The organism is Arthrobacter sp. lap29 (genome assembly GCF_032458965.1).
In the GTDB taxonomy this organism is placed as follows: domain Bacteria; phylum Actinomycetota; class Actinomycetes; order Actinomycetales; family Micrococcaceae; genus Specibacter; species Specibacter psychrochitiniphilus.
Genome location: NZ_JAUCEK010000001.1, coordinates 258,111 through 277,333, shown reverse-complemented (window position 1 = coordinate 277,333; position 19,223 = coordinate 258,111). Strand labels below are relative to the sequence as shown.

The 19,223-nt window shown below is 58.0% G+C and carries 13 protein-coding genes; 2 read left to right on the top strand and 11 right to left on the bottom strand.

The features are described 5' to 3' along the window. Positions 1 to 23 precede the first annotated feature (23 nt). Genes RY113_RS01220 through RY113_RS01200 form a run of 5 tightly spaced genes read right to left on the bottom strand, consistent with a single transcriptional unit; the run spans position 24 to position 5,192 of the window. Positions 24 to 1,166 carry a glycosyltransferase gene (locus RY113_RS01220; protein ID WP_315913013.1) on the bottom strand — a complete coding sequence of 381 codons (1,143 nt, stop codon included), beginning with the start codon at positions 1,164 to 1,166 and terminating at the stop codon, positions 24 to 26. 20 nt (positions 1,167 to 1,186) lie between these two features. Further along, positions 1,187 to 2,182, bottom strand: a complete 996-nt coding sequence (locus RY113_RS01215) for a Gfo/Idh/MocA family oxidoreductase (RefSeq protein WP_315913012.1) — start codon at positions 2,180 to 2,182, stop codon at positions 1,187 to 1,189. 3 nt (positions 2,183 to 2,185) lie between these two features. Beyond that, entirely contained in the window at positions 2,186 to 3,277 is a 1,092-nt protein-coding gene (locus RY113_RS01210; RefSeq protein WP_315913011.1) for a DegT/DnrJ/EryC1/StrS aminotransferase family protein, read from the bottom strand. Continuing rightward, positions 3,274 to 3,870 (bottom strand): acyltransferase, encoded by a 597-nt coding sequence (locus tag RY113_RS01205; protein WP_315913010.1) that lies wholly within the window; start codon positions 3,868 to 3,870, stop codon positions 3,274 to 3,276. The genes RY113_RS01210 and RY113_RS01205 overlap by 4 nt, the downstream gene beginning before the upstream one ends. A gap of 32 nt (positions 3,871 to 3,902) precedes the next feature. Further along, positions 3,903 to 5,192, bottom strand: a complete 1,290-nt coding sequence (locus tag RY113_RS01200; RefSeq protein ID WP_315913009.1) for a nucleotide sugar dehydrogenase — start codon at positions 5,190 to 5,192, stop codon at positions 3,903 to 3,905. A 290-nt stretch (positions 5,193 to 5,482) separates the two neighbouring features. On the opposite strand from RY113_RS01200, the gene RY113_RS01195 reads away from it, so the two are divergent. Beyond that, a complete protein-coding gene (locus RY113_RS01195; RefSeq protein WP_315913008.1) occupies positions 5,483 to 7,507 on the top strand; it encodes a DUF6541 family protein in 2,025 nt (674 codons plus the stop codon). A 30-nt stretch (positions 7,508 to 7,537) separates the two neighbouring features. Here the strand turns inward: RY113_RS01195 and RY113_RS01190 are convergent, their stop codons facing one another. The 6 genes from RY113_RS01190 to glf are packed head-to-tail and all read right to left on the bottom strand — an operon-like array spanning position 7,538 to position 14,429. Further along, a complete protein-coding gene (locus tag RY113_RS01190; protein ID WP_315913007.1) occupies positions 7,538 to 8,281 on the bottom strand; it encodes an SGNH hydrolase domain-containing protein in 744 nt (247 codons plus the stop codon). Next, entirely contained in the window at positions 8,278 to 9,621 is a 1,344-nt protein-coding gene (locus RY113_RS01185; RefSeq protein ID WP_315913006.1) for an acyltransferase, read from the bottom strand. The genes RY113_RS01190 and RY113_RS01185 overlap by 4 nt, the downstream gene beginning before the upstream one ends. Beyond that, positions 9,618 to 10,346: an ABC transporter ATP-binding protein gene (locus tag RY113_RS01180; RefSeq protein ID WP_315913005.1), complete on the bottom strand. Its 729-nt coding sequence runs from the start codon at positions 10,344 to 10,346 to the stop codon at positions 9,618 to 9,620. The genes RY113_RS01185 and RY113_RS01180 overlap by 4 nt, the downstream gene beginning before the upstream one ends. A 1-nt stretch (position 10,347) precedes the next feature. Continuing rightward, positions 10,348 to 11,226, bottom strand: a complete 879-nt coding sequence (locus RY113_RS01175) for an ABC transporter permease (RefSeq protein WP_110106545.1) — start codon at positions 11,224 to 11,226, stop codon at positions 10,348 to 10,350. Between the two features lie 6 nt (positions 11,227 to 11,232). Continuing rightward, positions 11,233 to 13,230 (bottom strand): glycosyltransferase, encoded by a 1,998-nt coding sequence (locus RY113_RS01170; RefSeq protein ID WP_315913342.1) that lies wholly within the window; start codon positions 13,228 to 13,230, stop codon positions 11,233 to 11,235. A 14-nt stretch (positions 13,231 to 13,244) separates the two neighbouring features. Next, on the bottom strand, positions 13,245 to 14,429 hold the full coding sequence (gene glf / locus RY113_RS01165) for a UDP-galactopyranose mutase (RefSeq protein ID WP_315913004.1): 1,185 nt from the start codon (positions 14,427 to 14,429) through the stop codon (positions 13,245 to 13,247). 866 nt (positions 14,430 to 15,295) lie between these two features. Between glf and RY113_RS01160 the strand changes: the two genes are divergently transcribed. After that, positions 15,296 to 19,222, top strand: a complete 3,927-nt coding sequence (locus tag RY113_RS01160; RefSeq protein WP_315913003.1) for an FtsK/SpoIIIE domain-containing protein — start codon at positions 15,296 to 15,298, stop codon at positions 19,220 to 19,222. Position 19,223: the final 1 nt, after the last annotated feature.

Here is a 19,223-nt window from a genome sequence, read left to right as displayed (position 1 = left end):
AGCCATTTCGAGAGTAATTGAAGTCATCGACGCTTTCCTGACATCAGAACCACACCGGCAGCAGTCCGTCCAACTGCACCCAAGGAATAGTTCTCATCTACCCATGCGGAGATTTCACTTCGCCGTTGAGGTGTCACGGATTGCTCAATGGCTCTCTTCATGGCACTGGCCACTTCGAGTACGTCCCATTCACAGACGTGGCCCAAATTGTTCTCCTCGATGATGCCTCTTAAAGGTCCTACGCCGGCATATATGGCCGGGGCGCCAGCGGACATCCCCGCTAGCGACTTTGTTGCAAACGCAAAATCGTATCCCATCCCCGGTCGGACCGAAGCCAGGTTTGCCACCGCGGCCCGAAGCCAGGTGGAAACCTCTTCCCCAGACACCGGCGGCTTGAACATAATGCTGTCTCCGGCTACCTTAGCCTTTTCCTTGAGAGCGGCCAGTTCCACTCCTTGCCCAAACATGATCAAACGCACACCGGGATACTCGTCAGCAATGGTGAGGAACGCATCCACGAATACGCCCGCACCTTGAATCTCCGACATGGTGCCGGCATAGACAAAATACTGTCCCCCACCTGCCATTTCGGGACCAAGATAGCTAAATACCCGGGTATCAACACCGGTGCCAACGTTGTGGACGTTGGCGGATCGTCCGGTCAAAGCGGCCACCTCGCTTTTCACTCCCTCGGACACTGCCAAAATCGACTTAGCTCGCCGCAGGACAAAGCGTTCCAAACCCGTCAAGATGGCAAGCACAGGACCTCGAAGACCAATCCCCTTGGCCGCAGAGGACGAAACATCGGCGGAAAAATATACGAATGGGGTCATTCTTATTGCTGCCGCAAGGGACACAAAAAAACCGGTGGTGGGCGGCGGCTCCACAACAATCACGTCGGCCCCCCTACTGAAGAGCAATCTGAAGAAGACCGGTACATCAAAACTGAGGTATTGGATATAACCTCGGACATTGCCTCCCGCGTCACGCAACACTGGCCAGCGGCTGACCTTCAGCGGGGCGTCATCGCACTGACCTCCCTGAGGCGGTCTGGTGGTAAGGACTTGCACAATTGCACCAGCATCGTCCAAGGCCGTGGCGAGAGCCTTGAGCCGAAATGCAGCCGCGCCCACCTCCGGTGCGAATAGCCGGGAGACAATGATCACGCGGGGTTTCCTCGGCGATTTCACAGCGCAGCTATTTTCACATTCGTACCGGTTCGGGCGGATTCCAACACAGCTTCTGCCACAATCAGGGTGTCTTGTCCCTCCGCCATCGATACAACGTCATTGCGCAATCCGAGTACGGCGTCGCGGAACGCCTCATGTTCGGTGCGCAGAGGCTCCGGCTTGGCAATTGCCAGACGCGTCATATTGCCTTCGGAAACCCCGCGGAACGCGCCGATGGAATCCCATTCGGTGGCAATGGTGCCATTTTCGAAGAATGTAAGGTCCGCAGTCACAGTGTCCGCCACAAAAGCACCTTTTTCACCGGTGACAATAGTGAGGCGTTCCTTCATGGGCGAGAGCCAGTTTACGAGGTGGTTGGTGATGATGCCGTTGGCGAGCTTACCTGTTGCGGCCACCATGTCCTCGTGCGGGCGCCCGCTGCGGGTTGTGGTTTGGGCAAAAATCGATTCGAACCGACTCTGGGCAAGCCAAGCTGTCAGGTCGATGTCATGGGTACCCAGGTCCTTGACCACGCCAACGTCGGCAATTCGGGACGGGAACGGCCCTTGGCGGCGGGTGGCGATCTGGTAAACCTCGCCCAGCTCGCCGTTGGCAATACGCTTTCGCAGTGACTGCAACGCAGGATTGAAACGTTCAATGTGGCCGACTGCTCCAACCAGGCCTCTCGCCGCGAAGGCGTCGACCAAGCGCTGCCCAGCTGGAGCGCTGGCAGCAATAGGCTTCTCCACCAGGGTATGAATACCTGCCGCAGCCAGGGCCAGCCCCACTTCTTCGTGCATGCCGGTAGGAACGGCTGCGACGGCCATATCGATGCCAGCGGAGATGAGCTCCTCAACGCTGTGCAGGACGGGCAAGTCCTTGGCGACGCCGTGCGGGTCACCATAGGCGTCAGCAACGGCCACAAGGTCCACACCCTCAACTTCCCGGAGGACCCGTGCGTGGTGGCGGCCCATCATGCCCAATCCAATAAGTCCTACACGTAAGTTGCCCACGGTCTAGGCACCAGCCTTCACGATGCCGTTCACTGCTGTGACTATACGTTCCAGATCATCCCGGCTCAGTGACGGGTGGACGGGCAGGGACAGGACTTCCCTGGCAGCAATCTCAGTGTTGGGCAGATCCTCTGTGCGGTTGAACGAAGGCAGCCGGTGATTGGGAACCGGATAGTAAACGCCGGAGCCAATATTGAATTCTGAGCGCAGGCGCTCGTGCATGGCATCGCGGCCTTCAGGGACACGGATGGTGTACTGATGGTAAACGTGCTCGGCACCTTCGGCCACCTTGGGCGTTCCCACGCCTTCCAGATTGGCTGTCAGAAAAGCGGCATTGTCCTGGCGCTGCTTGGTCCAACCCATAACCTTGGTCAACTGGACACGACCAATGGCCGCATGGAGATCGGTCATGCGGTTGTTGAAGCCAACCAGCTCGTTTTGATACTGGACTTCCATGCCTTGGTTGCGCAGCAGGCGGAGGTTTCGCTCCACTGTGGCATCCGCTGTGGAAACCATACCGCCCTCACCAGAGGTCATGTTCTTTGTGGGGTACAGACTGAACATGCCGAACTTGCCGAACGTGCCAACCTTCTTGCCGTTGAGCGCCGCACCATGGGCTTGGGCTGCATCCTCGTACAGGTCTATGCCATGCTTTTCGGCCAAAGCGGCAAACGCTTCCGCGGCAAACGGGTGCCCGTACAGATGGACCGGCATGATGCCCTTGGTCTTCTCCGTGATGAGCGATTCCACGTGGGCAACATCAAGGTTGTAGTAGTCCAGCTCTATGTCCGCGAACACCGCAGTGGCGCCGGTCAAGGCAACCGAGTTGCCGGTGGCGGCAAAGGTGAAGGAGGGGACAATGACTTCATCGCCGGGGCCAACACCGGAGGCCAGCAGGCCCAGGTGCAGGCCCGACGTGCCGGAGTTCACGGCAACGCTTGCGCGGCCGTCCAGGAGGACTTCTGAGAACTCCGTCTCAAAGTCGGCCACCTGTTTACCCTGCGCCAACATGCCTGTGGCCATGACGGCGTCGACCGCTGCCCGCTCCTCCGCACCGATAATCGGTTTTGCTGCGGGAATGAAGGTCTGGCTCATGCGTTGTCCTCTGCCTCTTTCAGGGAGTCTCCCTGTTCAACATATTTCTCCCCGGTTTCCGGGCACACCCAAAAACCGTCACTCTTCTGCAAGGGGAATCCGGCCTTGCCGACCCAGCCCAGGCGGCGGGCGGGCACACCTACCATCAAGGAGAAGGGGGGAACATCCTTGGTGACCACGGAGCCGGCCGCAATGGTGGCCCAACGGCCAATTGTCAGTGGAGCGATGCAGACTGCGCGTGCACCGACTGAGGCACCGTCCTCAATTTTCACACCTACAGGGGTCCAGTCGTGGGCGCTCTTGAGCGAACCATCCGGGCTGACGGCGCGCGGGTAGGTGTCATTGGTCAGCACCACGGCGGGGCCAATGAAAACGCCGTGGCCCAAGACGGCAGGTTCGTAGACCAGCGCGTAGTTCTGAATCTTGGTGTTGTCACCAATTATTACGCCGTTGCCAACATAGGCACCACGGCCCACTATGCAGTTCTTGCCGAGGACTGCATCCTCACGAACCTGTGCCAGATGCCAAATTTTCGTGCCTTCACCGAGTGTCGCCTGCTCGGCAACATCGGCACTGGGGGCAATGTAAGTCATGTTGATACTCCTGACGGGATACGAATACTCGTTTATGCCTTGCCAATGACGCGGTAGATGATGCCATCCCACTTCTCTGCCGAGCTTACCCGGCGCCCGTCAATGAATGCCTTGATTCCTGGCAGGTCCGCCGGGGCGAGGTCCCGATACTGAGCATGGTCGGCCTGGACGACAGCTGCGTCAGCAGGCTCGCCCAGGTGATACGGCTGGAAGCCAAGCTTGGCGATCTCCCCATCGCTATACATAGGATCGTGCACTACCGCTATGCCTCCGCGGCGGTTGATGGCTTCGACGGCGTCGAATACTCCGGAGAAAGCGGTCTCCTTCACGCCGCCTCTGTAGGCTGCACCGAGAACGACTACGCGTGCCCCGGTCAGGTCGCCATAGGCACCTTCCAGGAGGCCGATCGTGTAGTCAGGCATGTCGGCATTGGCGGCCCGTGCAGCGCGAACCACTGTTGCATCGGGGTCATTCCACAAGTACAGGCGCGGATAGACGGGGATACAGTGCCCGCCAACGGCGATGCCGGGCTGGTGGATGTGACTGAAGGGCTGGGAGTTGGATGCGGCGATGACTTGGTAGATGTCAATGCCGTTCTTGCCTGCAAATCTGGCAAATTGGTTGGCCAAACCAATGTTGACGTCACGGTACGTGGTCTCGGCCAGCTTCGCCAACTCGGATGCTTCAGCGGAGCCAAGGTCCCAGACGCCGTTGGCACGGTTGAGGTCCGGGCGGTCATCGAAGTCCAGGACGGACTCGTAGAATTCGATGGCCTTGGCGGCCCCGGCCTCCGACAAGCCGCCCACTAGCTTGGGGTACTTGCGCAGGTCTTCAAAGACGCGGCCGGTCAGCACCCGTTCCGGTGAGAATACTAGGTGGAAGTCCACTCCTTCAACGAGGCCGGAGCCGGCTTCCAGGGCGGGCTTCCAACGGCTTCGCGTAGTACCGACAGGCAAAGTCGTCTCATAGGCCACCAGTGTGTTCGGTGTCAGGTGGCGGGCAAGCTCGGCAGTAGCAGTATCCATCCACCCGAAGTCGGGCTGGGCATCCTCGTCAACGAACAAGGGCACCACCAGCACCACGGCGTCTGCACTGGGGACAGCCTCGGCGTAGTTCGTCGTTGCCCGCAGCTTGCCGGCGGGCACCAGTTCGGCGAGCTTCTCCTGCAAGTGCGCTTCACCGGGGAACGGCTCGGTCCCGTCATTCACAAGGTCCACAACGTTCTGGTTGACATCGACTCCCACAACGTCGTGACCCTTGGACGCGAACTGGACCGCCAGTGGCAGCCCGATTTTACCCAGTGCAATGACAGCAATCTTCACGATTTGTAGCCTTCTCCCTTTGGCCTTTACGACCCCGCGCTGATTGGCCGACGTCATGGCTCAATTAACACAATATCGGATCCAGCCCAACGCTCGATTTGTCCCCAGTTGTTCCGAACACCTCCCATCCGCGGACATTGAGAGCAACTACTGCTGGCAAGTCGGTATCCAGTGAACTCTTGTGCGTCTCGCCGAACCCGTGATCCATGAGAGAAAATCAAGCTCAACAGGGAGCAAGATCACAGACAGCGTTCATCCTGCCGGCCCACATTAATAGATAGAATCGATGGTTGGACTATGCGTGGAACGAGATAATAGCTATGACTTGGTGGCAGTCCCTACCCGCTGTTGCAACCGCCATCAGCCTGCTCTTTATCCCGGGGCTGCTATTCGGAGCCGCGTTGGGAGTCAGAGGCTTGGGTTTAGCCTTCATGGCACCGCTTGCTTCTGCGGGGCTCGTGGGCGCTGCTGGCATTTTGGGTGGATTGTTCGGCCTCCGATGGAGCCTTGGTTTACTCCTGGGTGTTACCTTCGCTACAGCCAGCGCCGCTTTTGGATTTCATTGGCTCTGGAGGCGTAGATTCGGCGCCCATGAATGCCCGCCCAAGACCAGGCTTCGAGAGTGGGCTCCCTTTGCAGCTGCCCTCATCGCCCCGATTTTTCTGATCGCACTCTGGACACTTCGAAGCATTCCCTCTCCAGAGAGTTTTGTGCAGGCTTATGATAACGTTTTCCATTTGAACGCGATTGAATACATTGTCCAGACAGGAAATGCGTCTTCTCTGACCTTGGGGCAGATGATCCAGCCGGGCAGCACGTGGTCCATATATCCATCCGTGTGGCATTCCTTTGCGGCACTCATCGTTGAAGTTTGTCATGTCAACGTTTTTGTCGCCGAGAATGTTCTGACATTGGCAGTGGGCGCCGTGCTGTGGCCCTTTGCCAGTGTGGCTCTGGTACGTCTGGTCTTGGGAAACAAGATCATCGTCTTGCTTGCAACCGGCATACTCTCATCAAGTTTCTGGGTCTTCCCGTTCCAAACCATTCAACGCGGACCACTTTTTCCGAACCTTCTTTCCTACTGTTTACTGCCATTGGTCATAGTCGCGATGGCGGGCTTATTTGGATTGCTCCGCGCAAAGTTGGCGAATCGTTTCACGTTGACGTCCATGTTACTCGTTGGCATTTTTGCTCTCTTCACCACTCAACCAAACGGCTTTACCGCACTTATGGTGTTCTTTATACCCATGTTCCTCGGCTCAGTGTCAGGTTATGCTCTGCGTCTTTGGAAGCATGGCAGGCTCAAAGCTGCTATTATCCACCCGATGTTCATCGTTATATTCGTCTCAGCAATATTTTCGCTGGTGTGGAGTGCATTGCTTTTGCCCTACAACAAATGGCAGCCGGCCATGAGTGTGCAGGAGGCAGTATTCAATGTCCTGACCGGGGCGCTGACGAACAACAGTCTGAACTGGACAGCGTCGCTATTGTCGCTTGTCGGTGTACTTGTGATCGTATCCAGACGCCGTGGCTATTGGATTATCGGGGCCTTCTTTCTCTCCGGTGTCTTGTATGTTGTGGCAGCTGCAGCTCCCAGCGGCCCCTTCCGGAACATCTTGGTCGGCAGTTGGTACGAAGACATACCAAGACTGGCTGCTCTGGTTCCAATATTCATGCTTCTACTGGCTTCAGTAGGCGTGCAAGGCATAGCTGCAGGGCTTTCGAGGTCATTCGAGATGCTCCCCTCCATACGGAACTTTGAACGAACCGGTTTCGCTCAGGTCACCAATATTTCTGTTCCAACAGTTGCCAGTTGCTTGGTTCTTGCCTGCACTACCTATTTTGTAGCCGACTCGACGACCACAAGGCTGCCAACTTCAGTTACTCCCCCTATTACTTCCGTCCAAGGAATCACCGGTAAGACGTGGGTGACGGCAAACGAAATGGCACTTATGGCCAGGATCCCCAGCATTGTCCCGGAGGATGAGGTCATCGCAGTCAATCCATACAACGGCAGTGCCCTGGCCTACGCAGTTTCCGGACGGCAATTAACCCAGTACCAGCTAACCTCTGGTCCTAGCAAGGAATTGGCGTTGATAGCACGGAATCTGTCCACTGCAGAGCCCGGGTCTGCGACTTGCCAAGCGGCCTCTGCAGCGAATATCAGGTACATTCTCGACTTTGGCACCAACTACCTCGGCGATTACGCTGCTGCAAGGATGTACCCGGGATTGGTCAATGTTAGCCCATCGGCAAATGTCCAGCTCGTTGACCAGCAGGGCAGCGCCAAGCTTTTTGAAATCGTTGACTGCTGACACCGCACCACTTGAATATTCAAAATCAACCTACATGCCCAGCGCTTTCTTCAATGGGAGAGCCAAGGTTCTGGCAAACGTGTTCGTCATGTGGTTGTCTCGGAAAACTAGGACATTGCCAACCACTGGAGGGCAGCGGTCACCTTGACATAGATAGTCACTAAGGTCGATGAATTGGACGCCCGGAACCTGGGACGCGGCCCGCTGCAATGGGTCTGCCTCTTCGCCGGCCCTCCACCGGGGGAAGCTGCAGTCAACCGCTGGAGCGGAATTTTTTGCCACGCAGTCAGGAACCGAAATCCCGGGGAACGGCGTGTCAAGAATGACACTAACTTTGATATTCGCATCTACAAGGGGCTTCATGAGTTTGGCATACCCCATGACAAGTTCCTGTTCATTTAACCACCCCCAGTTCAGGGTTTCGCGGTAGCCCAGAGGTGTCATTGCAGAAATGACGACATGCTCAGGCCTCATGGCGAGGATCCTCTTGAGGGAATCTTCGTTTTGTCGAGAACAATTCCAGTACGTGGTCGTGGCGCTAGCGGGCGGCGATGTAGAAAATGGGCAACCATTGCGAACCATTGCGCGGATTTTCCACCCGCTGCTGGCGCCAATATCTGCCAGCGGGCCGACATACTGTCCAGCATGGGAATCGCCGATAACAACCAATGCCCGGTTCGCTTCTAGATCGCCGTAGAGGCACTGACTGTCATCAAACTTTGCCGGATCATAAGCGCCGCACCCTTCAGCAATCGTTGGAGGTCTGTCTTTCATGGCAACAGCCGGATCAGGGACAACTGGTAGACCCTCCGGCACATAAGCTGGTCTATTCTCATCAAATGCCATAGCCCGGGATATTCATGAGAGCCTGACTGCACTTCAAATTGCAGAGTCTTCACTTGCACCACAGCCCAAGGAGCAACGGCACTCACACAGCTGACAAGAATAAGGGACCCTGCCATTCCATAGGCTGTTCGGTTGCCTACCTTGGGCCGATATCTCCGTCCACCAGCCTGTGCAAATGGTTTTCCAAACCTGAAACGTTGTTCGACAAAGTGGTAGGACAGCGAAGCCAAAACAAGGCTCAGTGCAAGAATCCCGGCCCCGCCAACTACCCCAGGTTCGTGCCCCTTGATCAGGATATAGAAAACAATGACAGGCCAATGCCACAAATACAGGGAATAGGAAATGTCGCCAAGATAGGTAACTGGCCGCCAGCTCAGCAGTCGTGAGAATCGGCAGCCGCCGATCTCCGGCCCGCTGCGCGTAGGGGCTCCAGAGACTATGAGCATTAGAGTTCCAACTACAGGCAGCAAAGCGATATAGCCAGGAAAAGCCATTGAAGTATCGAAGAGCAACCCGGCCGCAATGATCATCGTCAACCCGCACCAACCGGACATTAACTGCACGAAGTAGTTAATCCTGACGGCATCCAAAACAATTGCCGCCATCCCTCCCAAGGCCAGTTCCCACATACGCGTTGTTGTCGCAAAGTAAGCGATGTCGTGGTTTTGAATCGACAAGACGATCGAGTGAGCCAGGGAAGCCGCTGATAAGAATACCAAGAACCAGAGGGACGCCGCCTTAGCATTCATTTTCAAGAACCGGCCACAAGTCACAGCCAGAAGCAACAGCAGCGGGATGACTAGGTAGAATTGTTCCTCAACCGCCAACGACCAAAAATGCTGCACAGGCGAGGCCAACGCGCCCGCAGCCTCATAGCTAGTAGCGCCGAGAGCCTGATTCCAATTTTGAATCTGCAATGCAGAGGCCACCACATCCCGCGCAACCTCTTGCCAGCGACTTTGTGGCAGAACCACTACGGTGGCGATCATGACACTGAGCAAAACCACAGTACTCGCAGGAAGCAAACGGCGAATCCGGCGTGCATAGAATGTTAGTAAGTCCACGCGTCCGGTCTTTGAGAAGCCGCTGGTCAAAGACCCTATGATCAAATATCCCGAAATAACCAGGAAGATGTCAACACCGATAAACCCACCGGGCAATCGACTGGGAAATAGGTGGTAAATAATGACGAGCCCGACGGCCAAGGTTCGCATTCCCTGCAGATCAGGACGAATCTTCCTGACGGAAGTCGGTACCGCTTGGGTCACTGCCCGCGCATTTTCGCTACAGCTTCATGGATGGGGCCGTCAAAACGTACTTCACCGTGATCCAACAACACTCCCCTGTCACAGATCCGCGAGACAAGGTCCAGGTCGTGACTGACCACAACAAGAGTCTTGCCATCTGAGGCCAGCTCCTGAATCTTGGCGATGCACTTCTTCTGGAAAGGTTCATCCCCCACGGCAAGGATTTCATCCACGAGGAAGACCTCCGGGTCGGTATGCACCGCAACTGAAAATGCCAACCGCAGGTACATGCCAGAAGAATAGAACTTTACTTCGGTATCAATGAACTGGCCGATCTCCGCAAAATCAACAATCGATTGGAACCGCTCGTTGATTTGTTCCTCTGTCATGCCCAAAATAGCGCCGTTGAGGTAAACATTGTCGCGTCCAGAGAGATCGTGATGGAATCCAGCTCCCACCTCGATCAGGCCAGCAACACGTCCGCGGGTGCGCACGGTGCCGCTATCCGGAATCATTACCCCCGAAATGTGCTTGAGCAACGTGGACTTCCCGGATCCATTAAATCCCAGCAAGGCAACAGTCTCGCCCTGCTTCACTTCCAGGTCCACGCCTTTCAGCGCATGAAACTTCTCCGAGAGTTCACCCTTGCGGCCTTTGATCAACCAAACAAATACCTCTTTGATTGATCGTGATCTGCGCAGCACAAACTGCTTGTCAATGCTTTTTACTTCAATAGCGATAGTCATTCTAAAGCTCCTGCGCGAAGCGGCCTTCAAGCCGGCGGAAGGTCAGCTGTCCCCACAAGAGGATCGCTGCGGAGATCAGCACACCCACAGGGATCCAGAGGGAGAGAAGGTGCGGCGGGATGGCTTGGGCCCCATCCGTGGTGGGAAGCCAGAAAGCGTAGTGGAAGGTCTCCACCGCGATGGTGATGGGGTTCATCTGGTAAACCGTGAACCAGAAATCCCCCACTTTGGCCTGCACCATGGTCCAGGCATACATAACGGGGGAAGCCCAAGTGGCAATCATCAAAAGCATATCCACGAAGTTTTCGGAGTCTCGGAAATACACATTGGCCGCACCAAACAGCAGGCCCAGTCCAGTGGCCAACAAAGCAACGATCAGAAAACCCGCCACGGCAGCCAACAACTGAATCAGGTTGGGATTCCAGCCTGAGAAGAAGCAGGCTACCAGCAGAATCATCAGCTGAGGGAAGAAGTGCACTGCTGAAACCCATACCGAAGCCACAGGAAACAACTGGCGGGGCAGATAAATCTTCTTGATCAGTCCACCATTGCCAACGATTGATCGTGATGCGTTGCCAAGCGCTTCAGTAAAAAAGTTTATGAGGATAATTCCCGAAAACAGGTAAATGGCGTAGTTCGGCAAGCCACCCCTGTTGGTGGGGCTTTGCTCCAGACCCAGAAAAATACCCAACGCCACATAAAACACAATGAACTGGACCCCTGGTTTGACGTAGGACCACAACAGTCCCAGCACAGAGCCGCGGTAGCGGACCTTCAGTTCCTTACGCACTAAGAGCTTGAGCAGGAACCGTGCCCGCACCACATCTGCCAGTCCGCCACTTACACCGGGGCGAACCAGCTCACTGTTCGTTTGCGTCATGTGCGGTTAGTTCTCGCTTTTTTCACTATGGGCAGCGAAGGTCTTCTCCCACGCCTCAATGGAGGTGATCTCACGCAGTGCGTTCTGGTACTGCAAGCTGAGCTTGTGCCAGTCCTTCAGCAATGCCGCGTGCAATTTGGCGCTCTCCGCCATCATTTTGCGCAATTGCTTGGGATCGCGCTTATACCAAGAGGCACCAGTTCCTTCAGCGTTGGAAACCACAGCAGAGTCATACTGGGACATGCGCCACCAGCGGTTGTCCTGGTGCGCCACATTGGTCTGCGGCCGTTCCCTGCTCGATTCCGAGACCGGAAGCGAGAGCTGGCGGATCACGGTCTTGGCAGCCCACGGCAACAGGCCGACGTAGGAAGGCGGGGTTACACCATGTCCGCGCTTGGGCGGCTTGTCCATCTTCGGCGCCGGGTAGGAATCCGGGTCGGCAGAGAACTGCGAGTCAGTGAATCCACTCATCATGGAGCGAATTTCCGGCAGTTTGTCCGGCAGCAGGCTGTGCAGCTGATCCGGCCCACGCAGCAGATCGCGCAGCGCCATGATGCGGCCCTGGGCAGTTGCGTACTGCATCGAAACCAGATGTTTCACATCGAAAGCGTAGGACTGGCGAACCACCTTGCCGCCAAACTCGTACGGGCTGTGGATCAAGGCTGCAATGAACCGGTTGCGGGCATGGAAGTAGGCTTGCCAGCCGACAAGGTCGTCCTTGTCGATCCAGGAAACATGCCATACTGCCGCACCAGGCATGGATACCGTGGGGTAGCCGGCTGCCTTCGCGCGCAGTCCGTACTCGGCGTCATCCCACTTGATGAAGACAGGCAGTGAGAGCCCAATTTCACGGATCACCTTGGTGGGGATCATGCACATCCACCAGCCATTGTAATCCACGTCTACGCGGCGATGCATCCATCCGGTGTGGCGCAGGTTTGAGCCCACAAAGTCGTGGCCCAAGGTCATCTCACCGCTGGGTAGATCGGGCTGGAATGAATACGGGTTCACAACTTCACCGAAGGTGTGGAGCACCGTGCGGTTGTAGAGATCGAACATGTGCCCGCCCACGATGGTGGGGGTTTTGCACAGGTCGGCAAACGTCAGCAGGCGGATGATGCTTTCCGGCTCTACAACAACGTCATCATCCATGAGAAGGGCATAGTCGCTGCCATTCTTATCAGCCTCGTACATGCCGCGGGCAAAGCCGCCCGAACCACCCAGGTTGTCCTGGTTGATGATGCGCAACTTTCCGGCGAGAGCATCGGCCACTTCGGCGAAGCCTTCTGCGTCAGCCACCTTTTGGGTGCCCTGATCCACCAGGATCAGTTCCTTGACGTGTTCCAAGGCCTGGGGGTTCTGAGACAGAAGGCGCAAGTTGTTGATGCAGAAATCGGTCTTGTTAAGCGTGGTGATTTCCAGCGTAATAGTGCCAGGCTTCTTGAAATCGCCTTCGGCCTGCCACTCCGCCCCCTGCAGGATCAACGGCGCTGATCCTGCAACCAGGTCAAACCAGTACCAGCCACCATCACCAAAGGGGGTCAGTGAAAGGTCAAAGTTGTTGACCTCATCGCCTTCAACGCGGACTGAGTCAACGCGCTGCAGTGCGCCACGAGCGTTCGATTTGTAGACAATTACCGCGCCAGCACCTGAAGTGGCAACACTCAAGCGCACGCTGTCCACAGTGGTCCAGCGGCGCCAGTAGCTGGCCGGGAAGGCGTTGAAGTACGTGCCGAAAGAAACACGCTCACCCGGGCGGACCGATGTTGCGTACCTGGACAGGAAGTCCTCAACGTGGACGTCTTTGCTGGGGGCGCTCACCGTCTGGGTCAGGCCAGCATCGCGCATGGTGTTGCTGACGCCCACTGTGGGAATCTGCACACCCATGGCGCTGCCGGTGTCCATGTACAGTGGCGCCGTGTCCATCTGGCTCTGCTCGGGCAGGATGACCCGCTGGAGGGTACGCCACTGCTGGGACTCAGGTGCCGCCGTCGTATTTTCCATCTTTTCAGCTACGCTCACGCGTCAACTCCTCCGCTTTGCAGCTTCGCACCACCGGTGAAGTGGGGCTTAATCTTGTTGTCATACATGTTCAGGGCTGAACCAATGGCCATGTGCATGTCCAAGTACTTGTAAGTGCCCAGACGGCCCCCGAACAGTACGTCCTTCTCACCGCGGGCAAGATCGCGGTAGGCCAGCAGCTTGCTGCGGTCATCGCTGGTATTGACCGGGTAGTACGGCTCGTCGCCCTTCTCGGCGAAGCGGCTGTACTCGCGCATGATGACCGTGGCGTCCTTGGTGTAGGCGCGTTCCGGGTGGAAGTGGCGGAACTCGTGGATGCGCGTGTACTTCTGCGCCTCATCCGGGTAGTTCATGACCGAGCAGCCCTGGAAGTCCTCGATGGGCAGAACTTCCTGCTCCAAGTCAATGGTGCGCCAGGACAGATCGCCTTCGGCGTAGTCAAAATAGCGGTCCACGGCGCCGGTGTAAATGACCGGGACCTGGCCGGTGACAGCCTTGCGGCCGTACACTCCATCGTCAAAGAAGTCGGTGTTCAGCACCACTTCAATGTTTGGGTGGTCCGCCATGCGCTCGATCCACGCTGTGTAGCCGTCTACCGGCAGGCCCTCGTGGGTGTCGGAGAAGTAGCGGTTGTCATAGTTGTAGCGGACAGGCAGGCGGGAGATGATCTCGGCCGGCAGGTCCTTGGGGTCCGTCTGCCACTGCTTGCCCGTGTAGTGCTTGATGAACGCCTCGTACAGCGGGCGGCCAATGAGCTGGATGCCCTTATCGTTCAAGTTGGACGGATCGGTTCCAGCAAGCTCGCCCGCCTGCTCCTGGATCAGCGCACGCGCCTCACCCGGGCCCATGGAGGAACGGAAAAATTGGTTGATGGTGCCCAAGTTGATGGGCATCTGGTAAACCTCACCGTTATGGGAGGTATACACCTTGTGCTGGTAGTTGGTGAACGCGGTGAAGCGGTTCACGTACTCCCAGACGCGCTCGTTTGAAGTGTGGAACAGGTGCGCTCCGTAGCGGTGCACCTCGATCCCGGTCTGGGCCTCATTCTCGCTGTAGGCGTTTCCGCCGATGTGGTGACGGCGGTCAAGGACAGCAACCTTCAACCCCAACTCGGTGGCGGCACGTTCTGCAATGGTTAGGCCAAAGAAACCCGAACCAACGACGACTAAGTCAGCGTTCACAAACTCTCCTGCGGTGCTTGGTAGCGATGTATTGGGCACAGCAGTGCCATGGTCTACCTCCCTAGGTTACCTGAGTGTTATCTCAAGACACTGCATACGTGGCAATGCTCACAAGAGCCCGCAGTTCTTCCCCCACAGCGTGCGCCCGTCCCTATCCTGCCCACAAAGTATGGCACCAGGCCCCTCCATAGCTGCTAACTCACCTAGGCTCGGCCGTGCGAGGGCAGTTTTGGACCGATGCGCCAGTGCCCGCTAAGTCAGCCTGGGGAGCGCCGGAAGCGTAGGAGAGCCAGAGAGGCTGGAGGGGAGGTGCCATGCGGCTGGAATTCACGCTGGTTGCGGGACCTTCCTCAACTGCGTCTGCCTCCACGGGGAGTGCAGTACCTGAAATAGGTGAGCCGAGTAGTTGCTGGTTCCCACCTACTGAACTCAGCGCTCTGTGGCCACCGGGTGTGGGCCTCGAGAGCTGCACGGGGGCTTCCCTGGCTCGGGCACTGGCAACCAAATGGCCAGGGCTTGCATTTGCGGTCACCGGAGAAGCACTGAACACGTTGCGTCCCGGCTGCGCCCCACTCTGCGACGGAGCGGTAGTGGTTGCCTGCCGAGCCAGATCTCAACCCGTCCCCGCGCGTGGTGCTTCTTCCGGCGCTTGGACCGGCGCTTCGTCCGGCGATGCATCCGTAGGCGAAGCGCCAGATCCTGCTGATCCTTGGGCTTCCGGTTCCGGGGTTGTGGCATTGTTGTGTGTTTCCGCTGGCCCTGCGGCAGGGACCATCTTCACACTTCATCGCGGAAGCTACAGCCTAGGCCGCGGGCGGTGCCGATTGCCTGTGCCCGATCCTGCGTTGTCCAGACATCACGGAACCTTGATTGTTGGATCCCAGAGCATCACCTTGACGGCATCCCCCAGCTCCTCAGGATTCCTGATTCACCAGATCACAGACGGCCCTAAGGCGAGCGCCCAACCGTTCAAGGGGACCATCACCGTTGATACCGGCAAGCGCATTATCTGCGGGAATAGTGTACTGGAGCTGCGACTGCCCGGGCAGTACCTTAGCGGGGTTCCTGCCCCCGGTTCTTTTTCTGCCCCCGACTTTGTTTCCGGCTCTGGCTTTGTTTCTGGCACTGGCTTAGTTTCTGGCACTGGCCTGGTTCTTGGTACCGGCTCTGCTCCACTGTCCGCACCTCGTCCCAATCTGGAATCAGCCCGGGCATCCGCCGCGTCTCCGTTGTTCCTTACTGACTCTGCTCCCCTAGTGGTGCCACAGCCGGCCGGTTCCACCCGCGCCTCCCTGGCTATGGTGCTGACCGGGCTGCTCCCTCTCCTGATGGGCACCGCGTTGGCAGTTTTTACCGGTTCAATGATGTTCTTGGCCTTTGCCGCCATGGGGGCCGTCACCGTTTTGGTTCCGCTACTTGGCGGTGCCAAACGGCGCAGACAATTCCGTGATGACGTGGCGCGTGCGGTTGTCCAGGACGCCGAGCGGGCCGCCAGTTCTTTTCCTGATGCTGCAACATTGCTCCTGGAGGTACCCGCGAATGCACCCGCTGTGGCGTTCACGGGCACACTTACCAGCGCAGGCGAATCTACAGCGTCGCCGCCTAGGGACTTGGTGCTTCGTTTAGGAACCGCTTCTCGCAGCGCACAAGTAGCCCCCGCTCCCCCTGCCCCGGGGTTCATAGCTCCTGTGGTGCAGGCGCAGCCCTTTACTGTCCCACTGGGACCGGCGGGAATGACCATTAGGGGGCCTTCCGGGGCTGTGCAGGCTTTGCTGAACTTTCTCTTAGTGCAGTTGGATGCTGCAGCCATTCCCGTTGTTGTGCTGGGGTCACCGGAGGACGTTCCCTGGGCAGCAAGGTTTCTACCCCGAACCAAAATTGTTCAATGCACTGCGGCTGCGCAGAACGCACTTGCTGCCATGCAATGGCCCACCGCAGCTGGTACCGATCCCGGAGTTGGTGCCGCTCCAGCGCCTAACGTGCTGATCATGCTGGGAGGTGTTGGCAGCACCAAACTTTCCCTTCCCTCCCCTACCAGAACCATCCACGTCATGGTGGACACCACCGAGCCCGGCGCCAATGCGAGCGCAGACCCGAGCAGTGTGCACCTCCACGCCCAAGGCCTACGGATTGTGGGGCACTGCGCGGGGCATGACTTCATTCCCGACGGGGTGCCGCCGCAAGTATTTGCAAGCCATGCCCGCCGCCGTGCGGTGGCAGCCGCTTCTGCTCTATCAGAGGCTCCTGGAACGCTCTCCACCAATTTTGTACCGCGGCCGGGGCAGTCCACGGCATCGTCCGTGGCAGCAGCATGGGAAGCCTCGGGCGGAGGGCCGCTACTTGCCATCCCTATTGGCAGCTCAGCAACGGGCCCCACCTTGTTCAGCTTGGTGCATGACGGACCGCACCTGCTGGTGGGTGGCACCACTGGCTCCGGGAAGTCCGAGTTCCTGAAGGCCCTGGTGGGCAGCTTGGCCGCCTCACACTCCCCCGCCGATCTCCAATTTCTGTTCATTGATTTCAAGGGCGGTGCCGGGTTGGGCGCGTTGGTCAAGCTCCCTCACACCAGTTCACTGGTCACCGATCTGGGAGGGCATGGGGTAGCAAGAACGTTGGCATCCCTGCGTGCCGAACTGCACCGGCGTGAAGCAGCGCTTTCTGCCGCAGATGTTGCCGACAGCTTGGCCTACCGCGCCCGCGCCTCTCGCAGAGAGACCAACACCCACGAGCCCACACGCTACGGCATGGCGCATCTGGTGATTGTGGTTGATGAATTCCGGGTTCTGGTTGACCAGTTCCCTGACGCCATGGCAGAACTCATGCGGATCGCCGCTGTGGGCCGGTCTTTGGGTATTCATCTAGTCCTGTCCACCCAGCGCCCGCAAGGCGCCATCAATGCAGACATCCGCGCCAATGTGACTAGTTCAATTTGTCTGCGGGTGCAGTCAAGTTTTGATTCCCTTGACGTCATTGGCACTGCGGCCGCCGCTGAGATCGCTGTGGAGACTCCCGGCCGCGCCTACATCAGCAGGGCAGGCGGGACTCCCACGGAATTTCAAAGTGCTGTTCTGGGTGTGCCACCGTCAGGAGAAGCCGTGGTGCCTGTGCTGATGCAGATAGAACAGGGCGAACCACCAAACGCCGCTTCAGTGACCAAGTCAGGAATGACCAGCTCAGCAGTGACCAGCAATGTTGAGGCCGTGGTGGCAGTCATGAATCAGGCCTGGCGCAATGCTTGCACCCTCCACCCCGCGCTAGTCTGCGCCCCTGCCGTAGTGGCACCTGAACTACCCACCGAGATAGCCCTTGATGGCCTTGGCGAAGCTGAGCCAGGCAGGGACAGCGTTCAGCTATCTGGCAAAGATCCTGCAAGGCAACCAGGAGCTGTGGTGCTGGGCATGGTTGATCTGCCGGAACAGCAATGCTTGAAAGCCCTTGTATGGCACCCCCGCGATCATTCACATCTGGCGTGCTTTGGGACGGTAGCGGAATCTTCTTGCGCCGTGGCCCTTGTGGCCACCAGGGTTCTAGCGCACACAGCAACAGGAACAGCAAATTTTTCCACGGCCCCCGTGCTGTACCTCCTCGATGCCGATGGTTCCCTGAAGGATCTTGCGGACAACCCGTGGGTGGGCAGCTATTTAACGCCCACGGATTTGCGCACTGTGGCGCATCTTATGCAACGGCTGGCGGAGGCTGCCCCCAGTAGTGTTCGCCCTTTGATTTTGTGCATGACAGATTGGGGCCGCTGGTCCACGGCCTTCAGATCCGGGCCATGGCACGAGGGTGAAGACGCCGTGTCCGAGCTGATCCGCTTCGGCGGAAAAAATCTCATAGTTGTTATAGGCGGTAGCCGTGACCTGCTCACCACCGGGTTCATGGCTGCCATCCCCAACAGGATTTATCTCAGTCATGGGAGCCCTGCCGAAACCACCATTCTGTGGCCCCGCATTCCGCACTTCTCCCCGATGCCCGGGCGGGGTGCTTTGGATGGACCCATCAACGCCAGCGCCTCCACAGTCTCAGGCACACCGCCGGCGAACCCAGAACAGGCGAACCACCTACCGGTGAATCTCATGCACGTGGCCCAGTTGGGGACGAGCACACTGCAACTGAGCACCCAACGCTGGTCCGAGCCAGACTCCCCTGAATCGAAAGGGTTCGCGGCGGGGATCCTGCGCGTTGGCACGTTACCAGTGTCCATCTCAGCGCAACAGAGGCATGAACTAGTTGACTGGGCGCTTCTGGCCCGGCAAGAACGGAAGGCTCAGCTGGCACAGCCCGGCAACGGCCCAGCCGCGCCGTTGATCCTGGGCTTGGGCGGCGACTGCAGCGACCCCGTGAGCGTCTGCCTCCCTCCCGGAACGGTTCTGCCCGTTTTTGGCGGGCCCCAAACGGGCAAGAGTACTTTCCTGCGGACCTTGGCTCACCTCAATGGCGCAAGCTGGCTTGAATCACGCACCCCCGCTTCAGTGCGGTGCGCGGAGAGCTCCGTGGTGTTGCTGGATAATCCCTTATCCACCACTGCCGAGCAGATTCATACAGCGGATGAATTACTGGCTGCCGGCGCTGTCCTCATTGTGGCAGTGCCGTATCCAGGTCCCGCACTGTCACGGCTGCCCTTGGAGTGGGGTTTACGAACCTCCAGCCAAGGAGTGGTTGTGCGACCCCAGCGGGCCATGGACGCGGAGATGTTCGGCATCCGCCTGGACACTGCCGGCTCAGAACCACCGGGGCGTGCAGTCTTGATCAACGGCGGCCACCGGGAATGGTTTCAGTTCCCGGGACTGTGAA